The sequence below is a fragment of the Microbacterium sp. BWR-S6Y genome (genome assembly GCF_041379845.1).
Classification (GTDB): domain Bacteria; phylum Actinomycetota; class Actinomycetes; order Actinomycetales; family Microbacteriaceae; genus Microbacterium; species Microbacterium hydrothermale.
In genome coordinates, this window is the sequence record NZ_JBFECV010000008.1 from 80312 (window position 1) to 97609 (window position 17298).

General features: G+C 70.8%; 15 protein-coding genes. 11 read left to right on the forward strand and 4 right to left on the reverse strand.

Features of this window, described 5'->3' with window-relative positions:
* Positions 1–59 precede the first annotated feature (59 nt).
* Positions 60–1229: an alpha/beta fold hydrolase gene (locus AB1K56_RS15945; protein WP_371206455.1), complete on the forward strand. Its 1170-nt coding sequence runs from the start codon at positions 60–62 to the stop codon at positions 1227–1229.
* Between the two features lie 134 nt (positions 1230–1363).
* Here the strand turns inward: AB1K56_RS15945 and AB1K56_RS15950 are convergent, their stop codons facing one another.
* Positions 1364–2587: a carbamoyl-phosphate synthase large subunit gene (locus AB1K56_RS15950; RefSeq protein ID WP_371206456.1), complete on the reverse strand. Its 1224-nt coding sequence runs from the start codon at positions 2585–2587 to the stop codon at positions 1364–1366.
* 108 nt (positions 2588–2695) lie between these two features.
* On the opposite strand from AB1K56_RS15950, the gene AB1K56_RS15955 reads away from it, so the two are divergent.
* Genes AB1K56_RS15955 through AB1K56_RS15965 form a run of 3 tightly spaced genes read left to right on the forward strand, consistent with a single transcriptional unit; the run spans position 2696 to position 6250 of the window.
* Complete coding sequence (locus AB1K56_RS15955; protein ID WP_371206457.1) at positions 2696–4432, forward strand: circularly permuted type 2 ATP-grasp protein; 1737 nt, start codon at positions 2696–2698, stop codon at positions 4430–4432.
* Positions 4426–5358, forward strand: a complete 933-nt coding sequence (locus AB1K56_RS15960) for an alpha-E domain-containing protein (protein WP_108320594.1) — start codon at positions 4426–4428, stop codon at positions 5356–5358. The genes AB1K56_RS15955 and AB1K56_RS15960 overlap by 7 nt, the downstream gene beginning before the upstream one ends.
* A gap of 46 nt (positions 5359–5404) precedes the next feature.
* Entirely contained in the window at positions 5405–6250 is an 846-nt protein-coding gene (locus tag AB1K56_RS15965) for a transglutaminase family protein (RefSeq protein WP_136587312.1), read from the forward strand.
* Positions 6251–6307: 57 nt separating this feature from the next.
* On the opposite strand, the gene AB1K56_RS15970 is transcribed toward AB1K56_RS15965, so the two are convergent.
* A complete protein-coding gene (locus AB1K56_RS15970) occupies positions 6308–6919 on the reverse strand; it encodes a TetR/AcrR family transcriptional regulator (RefSeq protein ID WP_371206458.1) in 612 nt (203 codons plus the stop codon).
* 71 nt (positions 6920–6990) lie between these two features.
* On the opposite strand from AB1K56_RS15970, the gene AB1K56_RS15975 reads away from it, so the two are divergent.
* A complete protein-coding gene (locus AB1K56_RS15975; RefSeq protein WP_371206459.1) occupies positions 6991–8457 on the forward strand; it encodes an MDR family MFS transporter in 1467 nt (488 codons plus the stop codon).
* A 9-nt stretch (positions 8458–8466) separates the two neighbouring features.
* Here AB1K56_RS15975 and AB1K56_RS15980 read toward each other — a convergent pair whose 3' ends face one another.
* On the reverse strand, positions 8467–9477 hold the full coding sequence (locus AB1K56_RS15980; RefSeq protein ID WP_371206460.1) for a LacI family DNA-binding transcriptional regulator: 1011 nt from the start codon (positions 9475–9477) through the stop codon (positions 8467–8469).
* Between the two features lie 142 nt (positions 9478–9619).
* Here AB1K56_RS15980 and AB1K56_RS15985 point away from each other — a divergent pair, with 142 nt between their 5' ends.
* The 4 genes from AB1K56_RS15985 to rhaS are packed head-to-tail and all read left to right on the forward strand — an operon-like array spanning position 9620 to position 14378.
* A complete protein-coding gene (locus AB1K56_RS15985) occupies positions 9620–11152 on the forward strand; it encodes a sugar ABC transporter ATP-binding protein (RefSeq protein ID WP_371206461.1) in 1533 nt (510 codons plus the stop codon).
* A gap of 52 nt (positions 11153–11204) precedes the next feature.
* Complete coding sequence (locus AB1K56_RS15990) at positions 11205–12239, forward strand: ABC transporter permease (protein WP_371206462.1); 1035 nt, start codon at positions 11205–11207, stop codon at positions 12237–12239.
* A complete protein-coding gene (locus AB1K56_RS15995; protein WP_371206463.1) occupies positions 12236–13300 on the forward strand; it encodes an ABC transporter permease in 1065 nt (354 codons plus the stop codon). Before AB1K56_RS15990 ends, AB1K56_RS15995 begins: the two co-directional genes overlap by 4 nt.
* Before the next feature lie 37 nt (positions 13301–13337).
* A complete protein-coding gene (gene rhaS / locus AB1K56_RS16000; RefSeq protein ID WP_371206464.1) occupies positions 13338–14378 on the forward strand; it encodes a rhamnose ABC transporter substrate-binding protein in 1041 nt (346 codons plus the stop codon).
* 188 nt (positions 14379–14566) lie between these two features.
* Here the strand turns inward: rhaS and AB1K56_RS16005 are convergent, their stop codons facing one another.
* On the reverse strand, positions 14567–15565 hold the full coding sequence (locus tag AB1K56_RS16005; protein ID WP_371206465.1) for a LacI family DNA-binding transcriptional regulator: 999 nt from the start codon (positions 15563–15565) through the stop codon (positions 14567–14569).
* 82 nt (positions 15566–15647) lie between these two features.
* Between AB1K56_RS16005 and AB1K56_RS16010 the strand changes: the two genes are divergently transcribed.
* Together AB1K56_RS16010 and rhaI are read left to right on the forward strand one after the other, a co-directional pair.
* Positions 15648–16043, forward strand: a complete 396-nt coding sequence (locus AB1K56_RS16010) for an L-rhamnose mutarotase (protein WP_371206466.1) — start codon at positions 15648–15650, stop codon at positions 16041–16043.
* Positions 16040–17206, forward strand: a complete 1167-nt coding sequence (gene rhaI, locus AB1K56_RS16015) for an L-rhamnose isomerase (RefSeq protein ID WP_371206467.1) — start codon at positions 16040–16042, stop codon at positions 17204–17206. Before AB1K56_RS16010 ends, rhaI begins: the two co-directional genes overlap by 4 nt.
* Positions 17207–17298: the final 92 nt, after the last annotated feature.

Below are 17298 nucleotides of genomic sequence, written 5' to 3' on the forward strand. Positions count from 1 at the left end.
CGCGCAGGAATCAGGATGCCGCCCGCCCGCGCCCCCGCACCCGCGGTAGCGTTCACCCCATGCGCGAGAGCCTGCGACAGGTGCGGCGCCCGGCTGCGGAGGGGGCGCCCGCCTTCGACCTGACCTACGTGCGCTCGGGGCCGCGCGGGGCGACGCCGGTGGTCGTGATCCCGGGAGGCCCGGGGTTGGCGTCGGTGCTGCCGTACCGCGGACTGCGCCGACGGGCGTCGGACGGCGGCCTCGACCTCGTGATGATCGAGCACCGCGGGGTCGGCCGGTCGCGCCGCGACCTCGACGGACGCCTCCTCCCGCCCGCGGCGATGCGCATCACCGCCGTGCTCGACGATGTGGCCGCGGTGCTGGACGCGGAGGGCATCGAGCGTGCGGTGATCGTCGGCTCGTCGTACGGCAGCTATCTCGCGATGGCGTTCGGGGCGCGGCATCCGGGGCGCGTGGCGTCCATGCTGCTCGATTCCGCCCTGCAGTCGGCCCACGACGTCGACCTCGAGCGCGCGACGGTGCGGCTGTTGTTCTGGGATGCCGACGACGACATGGCCCGCGGAGTCCGGCGTCTCGTGGCGGCGGGGGTGTCGGAGCGCATCGTGCTCGACGTCGTGCGGGCCGCGTACGAGCTCGGCGGGACCGATCTCGTCCATCCGCTCGTGCGCCACGAGCCCGGCCTCGCGTGGCGCGCGCTCACCGCGTACGCGACGCGCGACGCCGAGATCGCCGACATCCCGCGCATCTACGAGTTCGACCTCGTGGGGACGATCGCGTTCCGCGAGCTCGGCTACGGCGGCATCCTCGACGGTCATCCGCTCGACCCGGTGCGCACGTACCTGCCCCTCGCCGCGCGATACCCCTCCTTCGCGGGCGAGCCGTACGACCTGCTCGCCGCCGTGCGCGCGTTCGGATGGCCGCTCGTCGTCCTCTCGGGCGACCGCGACCTGCGCACCCCGCCGGCGATCGCCGAGCGCGTCGTCGCGGCGGCTCCGGATGCCGTCCTCGTGCGCCTGCGCAATGGACACAGCGCCCTCGACACCCACCCGATGGCGCTGCTGAACGCGACGCGTCGTCTCGTCCGCGGCGAGCACGACCGTCTTCCCGGCGACGAACCGGCTCTGGAACGCCTGCGTCGCACGGGCCTGTCGGCATCGTTCCCCCGGCTCCTGGTGCACATCGCCCGTCTCGACGCCCTGCTGCGACGCCGGGTCCTGCGTCGCCGCTGACCCCGGCCGGAGGGTCCCGGCATGCGCCGTATCGGTCTCGCCGGGTGAATCCTCGCGGACCCCGGCGGCCGACCATTCCGCAGGCCCGGTGAGCGGCGCCCGATGCGCGCCGCCCGGACCGGGATGCGGGGAACCTACACGCGACCCGCGTGCACGGCCTCGAGGGCGTCGGCGTCGGCCGGGCTCATCCCCTCGATGGGCTCGCCGTTCCACACGATGTCGTCGCCGAGGGCCGCGAGGATCTCCTTGCGGTCGCCGTGCGAGATCTTGGCGCCGTGCACGAGGGTCGCGGGACTCCACAGCATCGCCGCGTCGTCCCACCAGCCCGCCCCCACGTCGCGCACGTGCAGCAGGTCGTGCAGTGTGCGGGGGAGGTGCGAGAGGGGTTCGGTGAACGCGTCGGCGAGCACGGCGAGGGTGATCTGCCGCTCGGTTCCCGGGATCGCCACGACCGGCTCGGCCAGTTCGCCCTGGATCGCCCGCGAGACGTCGTCGGCGTCGAGCAGGATGACGCCGTTCGTGGGCCGCGGGTTGCACTCGATGACCTTGTAGTCGGGGGCGGCCGCGCTGCCGTGGTCGACGAAGTCGAAGGAGATCTGCCCGGTGAAGCCGGGATCGAGGGCGTCGATGAGCTGCTGCGTGTAGCGGAGGGTGTCGGTGCTGTCGACGGCGACGAAGGCGATCGCCGTCGAGTGCGCCCACTGCTCCGCGGCCTTGTAGGTGGTGTGCGCCTGCACGCGGCCGTCGACGACGACGCTGTAGGTGCACACCATCGGCCCGTCGACGAACGGCTGCACGAGCCACGGCTGCTCGGGGGTCGGAACGCATTCCTCGACCGGGACCCTGCCCGCGAGAGGGCCGGTGTTCGTCAGCAGTCCCACGCCGCCGCGCGAGAAGGCGGCGCGTGCGAAGTAGCGGGGGAAGGAGTCGATCGCCTCGCGCAGTTCGCCGGGCGAGGTGACGACGACGGTCTCGGGGATGGGCACGGCGGCATCCTGAGCCAGGCGCTGGAAACTCGCCTTGTCGTGCAGGCGGGCGAGGTCGGCGAAGCTTCCGGCGTACAGGCGCACGCGGGCGGGCAGATCGGCGACGCGGGCGGCGAGGTAGAAGACCTCCTCGAACGTGGGGATGATCACGTCGATCTCGTGCTCGTCGACGTAGGCGCTCACCGCGGCGATGAAGGCGTCGGTCGCGAACCGCGGCGACGGCGTCGCCAGGTGCCCGGAGAGGAACCGCGAGTGATTGCCCACGGCGCCGTCGTAGGTGTCGCTCGCGAAGACCGTGTGTCCGACGCTGCCGAGCTTTCGGATGAGATCGAGGGCGAACGTATTACGAGAACTGGTGACGAGCACGCGCATGGAGGCACCCCTGGTCGTTGCGGCGGACGTTGGCCGTCACTCTATCCACGCGGGTGGGACCGCGTGGGGGAAACGTCTCCGCAACACGGCGCTGAGTAGAGTCTCAGCATGGGTGACCTGTTCGACGGTTACGGCTCCACGCTGGCGCCGCGCAAGACCGCTTCCGGCATCCCGGCGTACGACGAGATGTTCGGCCTGCCGGCTTCGGCCGGGGATGCCGCCCCCTCTCGCGAGGCGTACCGGGAGCTGTACCAGACGCTCGCGCAGATGACCCAGGAGGAGCTGCGCGGCCGCACCGAGTCGCTGGCGAGCTCGTACCTGGCGCAGGGCGTCACGTTCGACTTCGCGGGCGAGGAGCGGCCCTTCCCCCTCGACGCCGTCCCCCGCGTGATCGCGTACGACGAGTGGTCGCGCATCGAGGCGGGCGTGAAGCAGCGCGTCCGGGCGCTCGAGGCGTTCCTCGACGACGCCTACGGCAACCAGCACTGCGTGCGCGACGGCATCCTGCCGGCGGGTCTCATCTCGTCGTCGCAGTACTTCTACCGTCAGGCCGCCGGCATCCGCAGCGCCAACGGCGTGCGCATCCAGGTGTCGGGGATCGACCTCATCCGCGACGAGCACGGCGAGATGCGCGTGCTCGAAGACAACGTGCGCGTGCCCTCGGGCGTCTCGTACGTCATCTCCAACCGCCGCGTCATGGCGCAGACGCTGCCCGAGCTGTTCGTCTCGATGCGCGTGCGCCCCGTCGGCGACTACCCCAACAAACTCCTCGCGGCCCTGCGCGCGTCCGCCCCGCCCGGGATCGACGACCCCAACATCGTCGTGCTCACGCCGGGTGTCTACAACTCGGCGTACTTCGAGCACACGCTGCTCGCGCGCCTCATGGGCGTCGAACTGGTCGAGGGCCGCGACCTGCTGTGCATCGGCGGCAAGGTGTTCATGCGCACGACCCGCGGTCCTCAGCGCGTCGACGTCATCTACCGCCGTGTCGACGACGACTTCCTCGACCCGCTGCAGTTCCGCGCCGACTCGATGCTCGGAGCGCCCGGACTCATGCTCGCCGCGCGCCTGGGCAACGTCACGATCGCCAACGCGGTCGGCAACGGCGTCGCCGACGACAAGCTGCTCTACACGTACGTGCCGGATCTCATCCGCTACTACCTCGCCGAGGAGCCCATCCTGAAGAACGTCGACACGTGGCGTCTCGAGGATCCGGGCGCGCTCGAAGAGGTGCTCGACCGCCTGCCCGAGCTCGTGGTCAAGCCCGTCGACGGCTCCGGCGGTAAGGGGCTCGTCGTGGGTCCGGACGCCTCGCCCGCCGAACTCGACGCGCTGCGCAAGCGTCTGCTGGCCGACCCCCGCGGCTGGATCGCGCAGCCTGTGGTGATGCTCTCGACCATCCCCACGCTCGTCGAAGACGGCATGCGCCCGCGCCACGCCGATCTGCGCCCGTTCGCCGTGAACGACGGCGACGACATCTGGGTGCTGCCCGGCGGTCTCACCCGCGTGGCCCTGCCCGAGGGGCAGCTCGTGGTCAACTCCAGCCAGGGCGGCGGTTCGAAGGACACCTGGGTGGTCGGCGGTTCGGCCCCCTCGCACGTCGAGTACGGCCAGGGCAACGGCGTCTCGGGTCTCGTCGCAGACCAGGCGGCTGTCACCGAGGCGATCCCGATCATCTACGACGGCCAGCCCGCACCGACCACCTCGCCGCGCGACCCGCGACCGGGCGCCGGCAAGGAGCAGCAGGAGCAGCAGCAGCAGGATGCCGCGGTGCAGCACGGTCCGCAGGCGGAGCAGCAGCAGCAGCAGGCGCGGGAGCAGTTCGAGGAGGTGCCCGGATGCTGAGCCGCATCGCGGAGAGCCTGTTCTGGATCGGGCGCTACATCGAGCGCAGCGACGGGACCGCCCGCATCCTCGACGTGCACCTTCAGTTGCTGCTCGAGGATCCGTGGATCGATGAGGACACCGCCTGCCGGTCGCTGTTGAGCGTCATGGGCTCGGCGTGGCCCGAGAACGTCGACACGGTGCGCCGCGACGACGTGCTCGCGCGCCTGGCCGTGGACCGGATGAACCCCTCGAGCATCGCGTACTCGCTCACCGCGGCGCGCGAGAACGCCCGCCGCGCGCGCGAGATCGTCTCCACCGAACTGTGGGAGATCCTCAACACCACCAACTCGCGCATGCCGCGGCGGCTGCAGACCGACAAGGTGCACGAGTTCTTCCAGTGGGTGCGCGAACGCGCGGCCCTCGCGATCGGCATCGTCGACTCCTCCACGAACCGCGACGAGGCGTGGCAGTTCTTCACGCTCGGGCGCAGCATCGAGCGCACCGACATGACCGCGCGCCTGCTCGCCACGCGCTCGCTCACCGAGGTCTCGGGCCCGTCGTGGACGACGATCCTGCGCTCGTGCGGCGCGTACGAGGCGTACCTGCGCACGTACCGCGGCATGCCGAGCGCCCGCAACGCGGCCGAGTTCCTCCTGCTGGACCGCCTGTTCCCGCGCTCGATCATCTACTCGATCCAGCGCGCCGAGGACTGCATGAGCGCGATCGACCCGCGCGCCGATCGCGTCGGGCACTCCAACACGGTGCTGCGCGCCCTCGGGCAGATCCGCAACGACCTCGAGTACCGCCCGGTCAGCGACATCCTCGCGGAGCTGCCCGAGCACATGCAGCGCGTGCAGACGGTCACGCGCGAGGCCTCGGAGGCGATCCGCTCGCGGTTCTTCCCGACGCAGGCCGAGCCGAGCTGGATCGGGGAGATCTCATGACGGATGCCGTGACCACCGGCCGGACGACAACCTCGGGGGGCCGTCGATGAAGCGCCTGCGCATCGAGCACCAGACAGGCTTCGTGTACCCGGGCGACGTCGTCGCCTCGTACAACGAGGCGCGGATGCTGCCGCACTCGACCGAGAGCCAGTTCGTGCTGAGCTCGTCGCTCGACATCGAACCCTCGACGTCGGTCAACCAGTACGTCGATTACTTCGGCACGCGCGTCGCGGCCTTCGACGTGCTCTCTCCGCACGCCGCGCTCACGATCACGGCGCGCTCTCTCGTCGAGGTGCGGCCCCGGCCCATCGAGCACGCCGACATCACGTGGGAGCAGCTCGCCGCCGAGGCGGAACGTTCGATCACGACGGTCGAGCAGCTCACGCAGACCCGTCGGACGGCGCCGCATCCCGAGGTCGCCGAGCTGGCGCGCTCGATCGCGGCGCAGCACGATCGTCCGGGACCGGCGGCGCACGCGATCGCCGAGGCCATCGGTGACGCGATCGACTACATGCAGGGCGTGACGGGCGTGCACTCGACCGCGGTCGACGCGTGGGAGGCCCGTAAGGGTGTCTGCCAGGACATCGCCCACATCGCCATCGGAGCGCTCCGCGAGGTCGGCATCCCGGCCCGCTACGTCTCGGGCTACCTGCACCCCAAGCCCTCCGCCGAGGTCGGTGAGGCCGTCACGGGGGAGTCGCACGCCTGGGTCGAGTGGTTCGCGGGGGACTGGCAGGGCTTCGACCCGACGAACAACATCGAGATCGGCGACCGGCACGTGCTCGTCGGCCGCGGCCGCGATTACAACGACGTGCCGCCGCTGCGGGGCGTGTACGCCGGTCCCGGCAAGAGCAACCTCAAGGTGAAGGTGACGATCACGCGCGAGACGTGATCGCCGCGATGATCCGATCCGCTCGGCGCGGCGTGAGGGGCCGCGACGGGGAGGTCGTCAGACCGCGCCGGCGACGCGTGACTGCACCTCGCGGTGCAGCGGCTCGAGGGGGCCCTCTTCGCCCGCGTCGTAGCGGCGGGCCCACTCGTCGAGGGTGGTGCGCATCTCGAGGCCGGCGACCCCGAGCGCGGTGCGCACGTCGAGCGCGGAGAGGCCGATCCGGTCGGCGATCTCCGGAACGAACCGGTCGGACGAGGTCACCTCGCGCCGCACCGCCGCGCCGAGGAGCGCGGGCTCGTGCGCGATGAGCCTGCGCACGCGCAGGTAGCGCTCGCGCGCGCGGACGTCGGCGTCGAGGAGCCTCAGTTCGCGCGCGAACACCTCGCGCAGCGCGGCGAGCAGGGCGCGGATGTCGTCGCCGACCTCGCCGATCCCCGAGAGGGCGTCGGCGAAGCGGCCGTCGTCGATGAAGACCGCGTCTTCTTTCGTGCCCGCGAGGCGGAAGAAGGTGCGGGGCGAGACGCCGGCGCGCGCCGCGATCTCGTCGACGGTCGTACCGTGCACGCCCTTCTGCTCGAAGAGGTCGAGGGCGGCCGCGCAGATCTCGATCGACGTCTCTCGGCGGCGGCGGTCGCGGAGGCCCTCGACGGGCGCGTCCGGGGTCGTCATATCCGCTAGAGTAGCGGATGCTGTTTTGGCAGTCCCTGCCAACTTGGCCTCACCTGCTCAGATTGGTCGTCATGGTCTCCACCGGAACCGTCCCCACCGCCCCCTCCGCCGCGAAGGCGACGCGCCCCGGCGCGGTGATCGCCCTCCTCGTCGTCGCCGCGTTCGTCGTCATCCTGAACGAGACGATCATGGGCGTCGCCCTGCCGGAGCTCATGCGCGAACTCGACATCGCCGCAGCGACGGCGCAGTGGTTGACCACCGCGTTCCTGCTGACGATGGCGGTCGTCATCCCGACCACCGGGTTCCTCATCCAACGCTTCCCCCTGCGCGCGCTGTTCTTCGCCGCGATGGGGCTGTTCACCCTCGGAACCGTGATCGCCGCCGTCGCCCCCGGGTTCGGCGTGCTGCTGATCGGGCGCATCGTGCAGGCCTCGGGCACGGCGATCATGATCCCGCTGCTGTTCACCACCGTGCTCAACGTCGTGCCCGTGCACCGGCGAGGGCGCATGATGGGCCTCATCTCGATCGTGATCTCGGTCGCTCCCGCCGTCGGGCCGACGGTGTCGGGGCTCATCCTGTCGGTGTTCCCGTGGCGCGCGATGTTCATCGTGATGATCCCGATCGCCCTCGTCGCGATCGCCCTCGGCGCCCGATGGGTGCAGAACCTCACCGAGACGCGCCGGGTCACCCTCGACGTGGTCTCGGTGGTGCTCTCGGCCCTCGCGTTCGGCGGGCTGATCTTCGGTCTGTCCAGCATCGGAGAGGCCGCCGGCGGCCACGCCCTGGTGCCGATCTGGATCCCGCTCGCCGTCGGCGCGGTCGCGCTCGCCGCGTTCGTCATGCGCCAGCTGCGTCTCGGGGCGACCGATCGCGTGCTGCTGAACCTCGCGGTGTTCCGGCACTCGACCTTCAGCGTCGCCGTGATCCTGGTGGTCGTCGCGATGACGACGCTGTTCGGCGTGCTGATCCTGCTGCCGCTGTACCTGCAGAACGTCCTGGGGCTCGGCACCCTCCCCACCGGCCTCATGCTGCTGCCCGGCGGACTGCTCATGGGGCTCATGGCCCCGCTCGTCGGCACCCTCTTCGACCGCTTCGGCGCACGCCCCCTCGTGCTGCCGGGTGCCGTCGTGGCGGCCGCGGCCTTGTGGGGCTTCGCGACCCTCTCGGCGTCGACGCCCATCGGTTTCGTGATCGCCGTGCACTGCGTCCTGAGTCTGGGGCTGGCGTTCATGTTCACCCCGCTCATGACCTCGGCGCTCGGCTCGCTGCCGCCGGTGCTCTACCCGCACGGATCCGCCATCGTGTCGACGGTCCAGCAGCTCGCGGGCGCCGCGGGCACGGCGCTGTTCGTCACGCTCATGACCGTGGGGGCGGCCTCCGCGGCATCCGAGGGCAGCGGGATCGTGGAGGCCACGGCCTCCGGCATCCACACCGCCTTCTTCGTCGCGGCGTGCCTGTCGCTCGCGGTGATCGTGCTCGCCGCGTTCGTGCGGACGCCGAAGCCGGCCGAGGGCGTGCAGGGGGTGCCGGGGCACTGAGGGGTCTCCTCAGGGCGCCCCCGTCGACGCCCGTGCCACCAACTCGGGCGCGAACACCGTCTGCCGCGTGGGGCGCTCCGGTTCGTCGGCCTCGTCGAGCAGGATCCGCATCGCGGTCCCTCCGATGAGTGCGCTCGGCTGACGCACCGAGGTGAGCGGCACCGCCGCGGCTGCGGCGAAGGGGATGTCGTCGAAGCCCACCACGGCGATCTCGTCGGGCACCAGCATGCGCCCGCCCACGACGAGGCTCTGCAGGAGCCCGAGCGCGAGCAGATCGTTGGCGGCGAAGACCGCGTCGGGGCGGTCGGCGCGATCGCGCGCGAGCAGTCGACGCCCCGCCGCCACCCCTTCGTCCACCGTCAGCGCGTGGGTGGGGACGACTTCCAGTGTGGCGGGACGCGTGCTGTTCTCGACGGCGCTCCGGGCTCCCGCGAGACGATCCGTGACCTGTCGGATGTCGAAAGCGCCCCCTACGAAGGCGATCCTGCGGCGACCGCGCTCGAGGAGGTGCTCCGCGGCGAGCCGCCCGCCCGCGACGCTGTCGACGGAGACCGACGAGAAGCGCGCGTCCCCCGAGAATCGGTCGATCAGCACCGAGGGGATGCCGCGCGCTCGGAGGCGGGTGAGTCGCGCGGTGACGTCGCCGAACGGCGCGATGAGGAGCCCCCGCACCATCTGCTGCTCGAACAAGTCGATGTACAGCGTCTCGCGAGCGGCATCCTCGTCGCTGTTCCCGTGCAGGACCGCGAGCCCCCGGGCCGCGGCCTCGCGTTCGGCGCCGCCGACGACGTCGGCGAAGAACGGATTGCGCCCGTCGAGAGCGACGAAACCCACGGTCGTGCTCACCCCCGCCCGCAGCTGACGGGCGGCGTCGTTGCGCACGTATCCGAGCTGCTCGATTGCACTGTTGACGCGCTCGATCGACGAGGCGGAGACGGTGTCGGGTCGGTTGAGGACGTTCGACACGGTGCCGACGGAGACGCCCGCGAGGGTCGCGACATCGCGGATGCTGATCGGCACGGCGCCTCCTCACGTCACGATCCGGTCTCGACGCGATCCCGACTTGACCACGTCGTCGGGCTCACCCTACAGTGATCCGCATCCGATCTGAAACGTTTCAGATCAAGCCGGGAGACCGGATCAACCTCAACGAGGAGGCCGCATGGCTGACGCGATGGACGCGACACGCACGCCGTCCGACCACGCCCTCGAGCTGCGCCGGGTGATGAAGTCCTTCGGCCCCGTCGTCGCTCTGCGATCGGGGAGCCTTGTGCTCGACCGCGGCTCGATCCACGCCCTCATCGGCGAGAACGGAGCGGGCAAGTCGACCCTGGTGAAGATCATCGCGGGGCTCTACCGCCGCGACGACGGCGACTTCCTCCTCGACGGGGAGAGCGTCGACTTCGCCAGCACCGCGCAGTCCAAAGCCGCGGGGATCGCCGTGATCTACCAGGAGCCGACACTGTTCCCCGACCTGTCGGTCACCGAGAACATCTTCATGGGCCGCCAGCCCACCGGCCGGCTCGGTCGCATCGACCGCGCGGCGATGCGCGCCGAGGCGACGCAGATCTTCGCCCGGCTGGGCGTCGCCCTCGACCCCGACCGCGTGACCGAGGGACTTTCGATCGCCGACCAGCAGATCATCGAGATCGCCAAGGCCATCTCGCTCGACGCGCGCGTGCTGATCATGGACGAGCCGACCGCCGCGCTCAGCGGTGTCGAGGTCCAGCGTCTCTTCGCCGTCGCGCGCAGCCTGCGCGACGAGGGTCGCGCCCTGCTGTTCATCTCGCACCGATTCGACGAGGTGTTCGCCCTGTGCGACACCGTCACGGTCATGCGCGACGGGGCATACGTGCACACCACCCCTCTGGCCGACACGACGGTCGATGATCTCGTGCGTCAGATGGTCGGCCGCGACGTGACGGAGCTCTTCCCCAAGCTCCCCTCCACCCCCGGCGACGTCGTGCTCGAGGTCGAGGGACTCACCCGCAAGGGCGTGTTCCGCGACATCTCGTTCACCCTGCGCGCGGGCGAGATCGTCGGTCTCGCCGGGCTCGTCGGTGCGGGGCGCAGCGAGGTCGCGCGCGCGATCTTCGGCGTCGACTCCTACGAGTCGGGCACCGTCCGCCTCGCGGGCAGCCCGCTGGCCAAGGCGAGCGTCCGCCAGGCGACCGCGCGCGGCCTCGCCCTCGTGCCCGAAGACCGCCGCAAGCAGGGGCTCGTCCTCGACGAGGGGGTCTCACGCAACATCACCCTCGCCATCCGGCAGAAGCTCTCCCGCTGGGGACTCCTGCGCAGCACCGATGAGAACCGCGCCGCCCGCGAGTGGGCGAGCCGCCTCGAGGTCAAGACGGCCGCCCTCGACGCCACGACGGGAACGCTCAGCGGGGGCAACCAGCAGAAGGTCGTCATCGGCAAGTGGCTGGCGACCCAGCCGAAGGTGCTGATCGTCGACGAACCCACCCGCGGCATCGACGTCGGCACCAAGAGCGAGGTGCACCGGCTTCTGTCCGAGCTCGCGCAGCAGGGCCTCGCGATCCTCATGATCTCGAGCGAGCTGCCCGAGGTGCTCGGCATGGCCGACCGCGTCCTCGTCATGCGCGAAGGGCGGCTGACCGGGGAGTTCGCGCGAGCGGATGCCACCCCCGAGGCCGTCATGTTCGCCGCGACCGCCGAAGCGGGGGCCTCGCTGTGAGCGTCGTCCACCTGCTCGTCTTCCCGACCACCCCTGAAGCGGAGAGCCACCGATGAGCACCGCCACCCCCGTCCGCCCGGGCACGAGCCCCGCGGCCAAACTCGTCTCGCACGTGGCGACGGCGCGCGAGAGCGGCATCGTCCTCGCCCTCGTGCTGATCGTCGTCGTCGCGACCCTGAACAACCCGACCTTCCTCTTCTCGCCCGACGGGTTCCGCGACCTGCTGCTCACACCGTCGCTCCTGCTTCTCGTCGCGGTCGGTCAGGCCATCGTCATCATCACGCGCAACGTCGACCTGTCGGTCGGGTCCGTCGTGGGGCTGACCGCCTACCTCACGGGGCGCCTCTTCATCGACGTCCCCGGTCTGCCGATCGTGGTGGTCTTCCTCGCGGGCCTCGTGGTCGGCGGCATCCTGGGCTTCGTCAACGGCGCTCTCGTGGCGTACGCGAAGGTGCCCGCTCTCGTCATCACCCTCGGCACGATGTACATCTTCCGGGGCATCAACGTCGCCTGGGCGGGGAGCAACCGCGTCAACGCCTCCGACCTGCCCGCGGACTTCCGCGGACTGGGTACGGGCCAGATCCTCGGCATCCCGATCCTGACCCTGCTCGCCGTCGTCGTGCTCATCGCCGCGGCCTGGTACCTGCGGAACCTCCGCAGCGGGCGCGAGCTGTACGCCATCGGATCGGACCCTGCCGCCGCCCACCTCTACGGTCTCAAGGTGAACCGCCGCATTATCGGCGCGTTCGTCACCAGCGGTGCGCTGGCCGGGCTGGCCGGCGTGCTCTACGCGGCGCGCTACGGCACGGTCGCCTCCAACGCCGGCTTCGGCTGGGAGCTCCAGGCGATCGGGGCAGCCGTCATCGGCGGCGTCGCGATCTCGGGCGGCGTCGGCACCGTGTGGGGCGCCGCGATCGGGGCCTACCTGCTGCTCACCATCAACCGCGCGCTGCCCATCCTCAGCATCGACGACTTCTGGCAGCGGGCCGTGGTCGGAGCGCTCATCCTCGGCGCCATCGTGCTCGATCGCGTGCTGGCCGTCCGGCAGTCGCGCAAGCTCACCGCAGAGAGGGAGACGGGTCGATGACCTCCACCACCGTCGACGAACGCGCCCGGACCTACCGCGCGCACGGCCGCCCGTTCTGGCGTCGCGCCCTGCTGACCCGCGAAGCCGCCATCATCGGCATCCTGCTGCTGGTCATCGTCGTGTCGCTGGCGACCGTCCGCAACTTCGACAGCCCCCTCACGGTCACGTACCTGCTGCGCGACATCGCCCCCATCCTGCTCATCGCCCTGCCGATGACGCTCATCATCATCACTGAGGAGATCGACCTCTCGGTGGCGAGCATCGTCGGGCTCTCGAGCGTCACCGTGGGCGTGCTCACCCAGGCCGGGTGGCCCTTCGAGGCGGCCGCCCTCGCCGCGATCGTCGTGGGCCTCGTCGCCGGGGCGATCAACGGCTTCCTCGTCACCGTCGTCGGGCTGCCGTCCCTCGCCGTCACGATCGGAACGCTCGCGCTGTTCCGCGGCATCGCCGTCGGACTCCTCGGCACGGAGGCGGTGACCGAGTTCCCCGAGACCTGGACGGACCTGGCCAAGGCCAACATCCCCGGGACCCCCCTGCCGCTGATCATGATCCCGTTCGCGGTGCTGGCGATCGTCTTCGCCGTGCTGCTGCACCTCACCCCGTTCGGGCGGTCGCTGTACGCGATCGGTCTGAACAAGGAGGCCGCGCAGTTCTCGGGCATCGACGTGGCCCGCACCAAGTTCGTGCTCTTCGTGCTGAGCGGTACCGTCTCGGGCTTCGCCGGGGTCTACTTCACGCTGCTGTACAGCAACGCCCGCGGCGAGAACGCCATGGGCATGGAGCTGCAGATCATCGCCGCGGTGCTGCTGGGAGGCGTGTCGATCTTCGGCGGTCGCGGCGCCCTGCACGGCGTGATCGCCGGCGTCCTGCTCATCGGAACGCTCGGCAGCGCCCTCCGCCTCGCCGGAGTCACGAGCGACATCATCAACGTCATCACCGGGGTGCTGCTCGTGCTCTCGGTGGTCTCCGCCAGCCTGCTCGCCTGGCTGCAGTCCCGCCGCGCGGCCGCCCTGGGCAAGCGCAAGAGCGCCCGCGCCGCCGCCGCAGCGGCGACCGTCTGACCTGCACGCACCACCCGCACCACGAAAGGAAACAACGATGTTCGCATTCACTCGCAAGACCCGCGTCGGCACCGCTGCCGCCGCTCTCGCCCTGGCGGTCACGCTCGTCGCGACGGGCTGCTCCGGCGGAGCCGGCGGGGGCTCCGGATCCGGAGGTGACGGGGGCAACCTCTCGATCACCTTCTTGCCGAAGAACCTCGGCAACCCGTACTTCGAAACCTCGAGCAAGGGCGGAGAAGAGGCCATCGGCGAGTTCGGCGGAACCTTCGAGCAGGTCGGCCCGAGCGAGGCCACGCCCACCTCGCAGGTGCAGTACATCCAGACCGCGGCGCAGCAGGGCGTGGGTGGGCTCGTCATCTCGGCGAACGACCCCTCCGCCATCTGCGACGCGCTCGACGAGGCCCGCAGCGCCGGCGTGAAGGTCGTCACCTTCGACTCCGACACTGACGCGAAATGCCGCGACCTGTTCATCAACCAGGCGACCGCGGAGGGCATCGCGAAGGTCCAGGTCGACCTCGTCGCGAAGCAGATCGGCGACACCGGTCAGGTGGCGATCCTCTCGGCCGCGGCCAACGCGACGAACCAGAACGCCTGGATCGAGCTGATGAAGAAGGACTTCGCCGCCAACCACCCGAACATCGAGCTGGTCGACGTCGTCTACGGCGACGACGACGACCAGACCTCGTTCGACCGCACGGCCGCTCTGCTGCAGACGTACCCGAACCTCAAGGGCATCGTCTCGCCGACGACGGTCGGCATCGCCGCGGCCGGTCGCTACCTGTCGACCTCGGAGTACAAGGGCAAGGTCGCGCTCACCGGTCTGGGAACGCCCAACCAGCTGCGCGAATACGTGCAGGACGGCACCATCACCGCGTTCGCGCTGTGGAACCCGGCCGACCTCGGCTACCTGTCGGCCTACGCGACGAAGGCGCTGATCGACGGCACGATCACGGGCAAGGAGGGCGACTCGTTCGAGGCCGGCAAGCTCGGCTCGTTCACCGTCGGCGCCGACGCCACGGTCCTGCTCGGCGACCCCTACGTGTTCGACTCCTCGAACATCGCGGACTTCGACTTCTGAGTCGACGCCCGCACCCGGCCCCGGCCGCCCTCGTGGCGGTCGGGGCCTCGGTCGTTCCGGCGCGTCGATGTGTGTCGTGTCCGCGCTGCGGGGCGTCGCGCGGGATCGTCCGTGTGTTTCGGACACTCGGTCGCGACGCGCCGCCGCGCGTGGGCGGGACGGGGGAAGCGCGCCGCGGCGCGACGGCTCTACCCGCTCGACGCCCGCACGACGAGCTCGGGGCGGAAGCGCACCTGCCGCTCGGCGGGGTCGAGCTCTCCGTCGAAAAGGCGCAGCAGCAGGTCGACGGCGGTGGCCCCGAGCGCCTCGGCCGGTTGCCGCACCGAGGTGAGCGGAACCACCGTCGCGGACGCGAAGTCGATGTCGTCGTAGCCGACGAGGGCGATGTCCTCGGGCACGCGGACCCCGCCGAGCATGGTCAGCGCTTGCAAGACGCCCACGGCGAGAAGGTCGTTCGCGGCGAAGACGGCGTCCGGCCGGTCGGAACGTTCGCGCAGCCTTTCGCCGGCGGCCCGGCCGGCGAGGACCGTCATCGCCTCGGTCTCGATGATCTCGAGCGCGGCGCCCTCGACCTCGGCGATCGCGCGGCGCGCGCCCGAGAGGCGGTCGGCCACCTGGCGCGTGCCGAGGGGCCCGCCGACGAACGCGACGCGGCGGCGTCCGCGCTCGAGCAGGTGGGCGACGGCGAGGTACCCGCCCTCGACATCGTCGACCGACACCGTGCACACCTCGTCGACGGCGGTCTGCTCGTCGACGAGGACCACCGGGATGCCGGCTGACGCCAGATGCTCGACCACGTCGCCGTCGGCGTCGGCCGGGGTGAGAAGCACCCCCGCGACCCGCTGCTCGCGGAACTGGTCGAGGTAGAGGCGCTCCTGGTCGCCGTCGGCCCCGCTCGAGCCGAGCAGGACCACGTATCCGTCCGCGGCGGCGCGCGCTTCGGCGCCGCGGGCGACGGCGGCGAAGAAGGGGTTGCCGACGTCGAGCACGATCAGCGCGATCGCGCGGCTGCGGCCGGCGCGCAACTGGCGTGCGGCATCGTTGCGCACGTAGCCGAGCGCGTCGATGGCGGCGCGCACGCGTTCCACGGCCGCGGGCGAGACGGTCGAGCGGCCGTTGAGGACGTTCGAGACGGTCCCCACCGAGACACCGGCGTGCGCCGCGACATCTTTGATCTTGACCGCCATGATCCGTCGACGATATCGCACGGGTCGACGCACTGTGCTATCGTGCAATGAAACGATTCATTCTCGAGGGAGAGAAGCCCGAATGCCCACCCGCGTCTGCTTCGAACTGCGCGTTCGACCAGAGATGATCGACGCCTACGTCGCTCGGCACACCCCGGTCCGCGCCGACATGCTCGCCGAGATCGCCGCCGCCGGCCGCCGCAACTACTCGCTGTTCCTCGGCGAGGGCGGGCGTCTCGTCGGCTACTACGAGACCGACGACGACGCGGCCGCGCAGGCCTACCTCGCAGCCTCCCCGATCGCGGCTGCCTGGGAAGCCGAGATGGCCCCCTTCTTCCTCGACCTCGACGGCCGCCCGGATCAGGCCGCCACCGCGCTCACCGAGGTGTTCCACCTCGCCGACCAGCTCGCCGACGTCGTCGACACCGCGAGCCCCGACCCCATGGCATCCGCCCCGACCGAAAGCACCCGCCCATGACGATGCTGTCTCCCGAGATCCTCTCGACCCTCGAAGCCCAGGCGATCGAGCTGCCCTCGTGGGCGTTCGGCAACTCGGGCACGCGCTTTCGCGTGTTCCCCACCGCCGGCACCCCGCGCGACCCGTTCGAGAAGATCGCGGATGCCGCCGAGGTCAACCGCCTGACCGCCCTCGCCCCGAGCGTCGCCCTGCACATCCCGTGGGACCTCGTCGACGACTTCGGAGCCCTCCGCCGCCACGCCGAAGACCTCGGCGTGACCCTCGGCACGGTGAACTCGAACACCTTCCAGGACGAGGACTACAAGTTCGGCGCCCTCACCCACCACGACGAGCGCATCCGCCGCAAGGCCATCGACCACCACCTCGACTGCATCGACGTGATGGATGCCACGGGCTCGCGCGACCTGAAGATCTGGCTCGCCGAGGGCTCGAACTACCCGGGTCAGAACGACATGCGCGGCCGCCAGGACCGCCTGCAGGACTCGCTTCAGCAGATCTACGCGCGCCTCGGCGACGACCAGCGCCTCGTGCTGGAGTACAAGTTCTTCGAGCCGTCGTTCTACCACACCGACGTTCCCGACTGGGGAACCTCCTACGCCCAGGTCGCCGCCCTCGGCGACAAGGCGATGGTGTGCCTCGACACCGGCCACCACGCGCCGGGGACGAACATCGAGTTCATCGTGATGCAGCTGCTGCGCCTGGGCAAGCTCGGCTCCTTCGACTTCAACTCGCGCTTCTACGCCGACGACGATCTCATCGTCGGCTCCGCCGATCCGTTCCAGCTGTTCCGCATCCTCACCGAGGTCGTGCGCGGCGGGGGCCTGAACAACCCCGACGTGGCGTTCATGCTCGACCAGTGCCACAACATCGAGGACAAGATCCCCGGGCAGATCCGCTCGGTGCTGAACGTCCAGGAGATGACGGCGCGCGCGCTGCTCGTCGACCGCGACGCCCTGGATGCCGCGCAGCGGGCCAACGACGTGCTCGGCGCCAACGCGGTGTTGATGGACGCCTTCTACACCGATGTGCGTCCCGCGCTCGCCGAGTGGCGCGAGTCGCGCGGCCTTCCCGCCGACCCCATGGCCGCGTTCGCGGCATCCGGTTACCTGCCCAGCATCGCCGCAGAGCGCGTCGGCGGCACCCAGGCCGGCTGGGGCGCGTGACCGACGCCCTGGAGCGGCGCGTCACCCGCCGCTCCGGGGCCACCAGACCCACCGGGGCGGCGTCCGATCTCGTCGCCCCGGTGCTCCCTTCG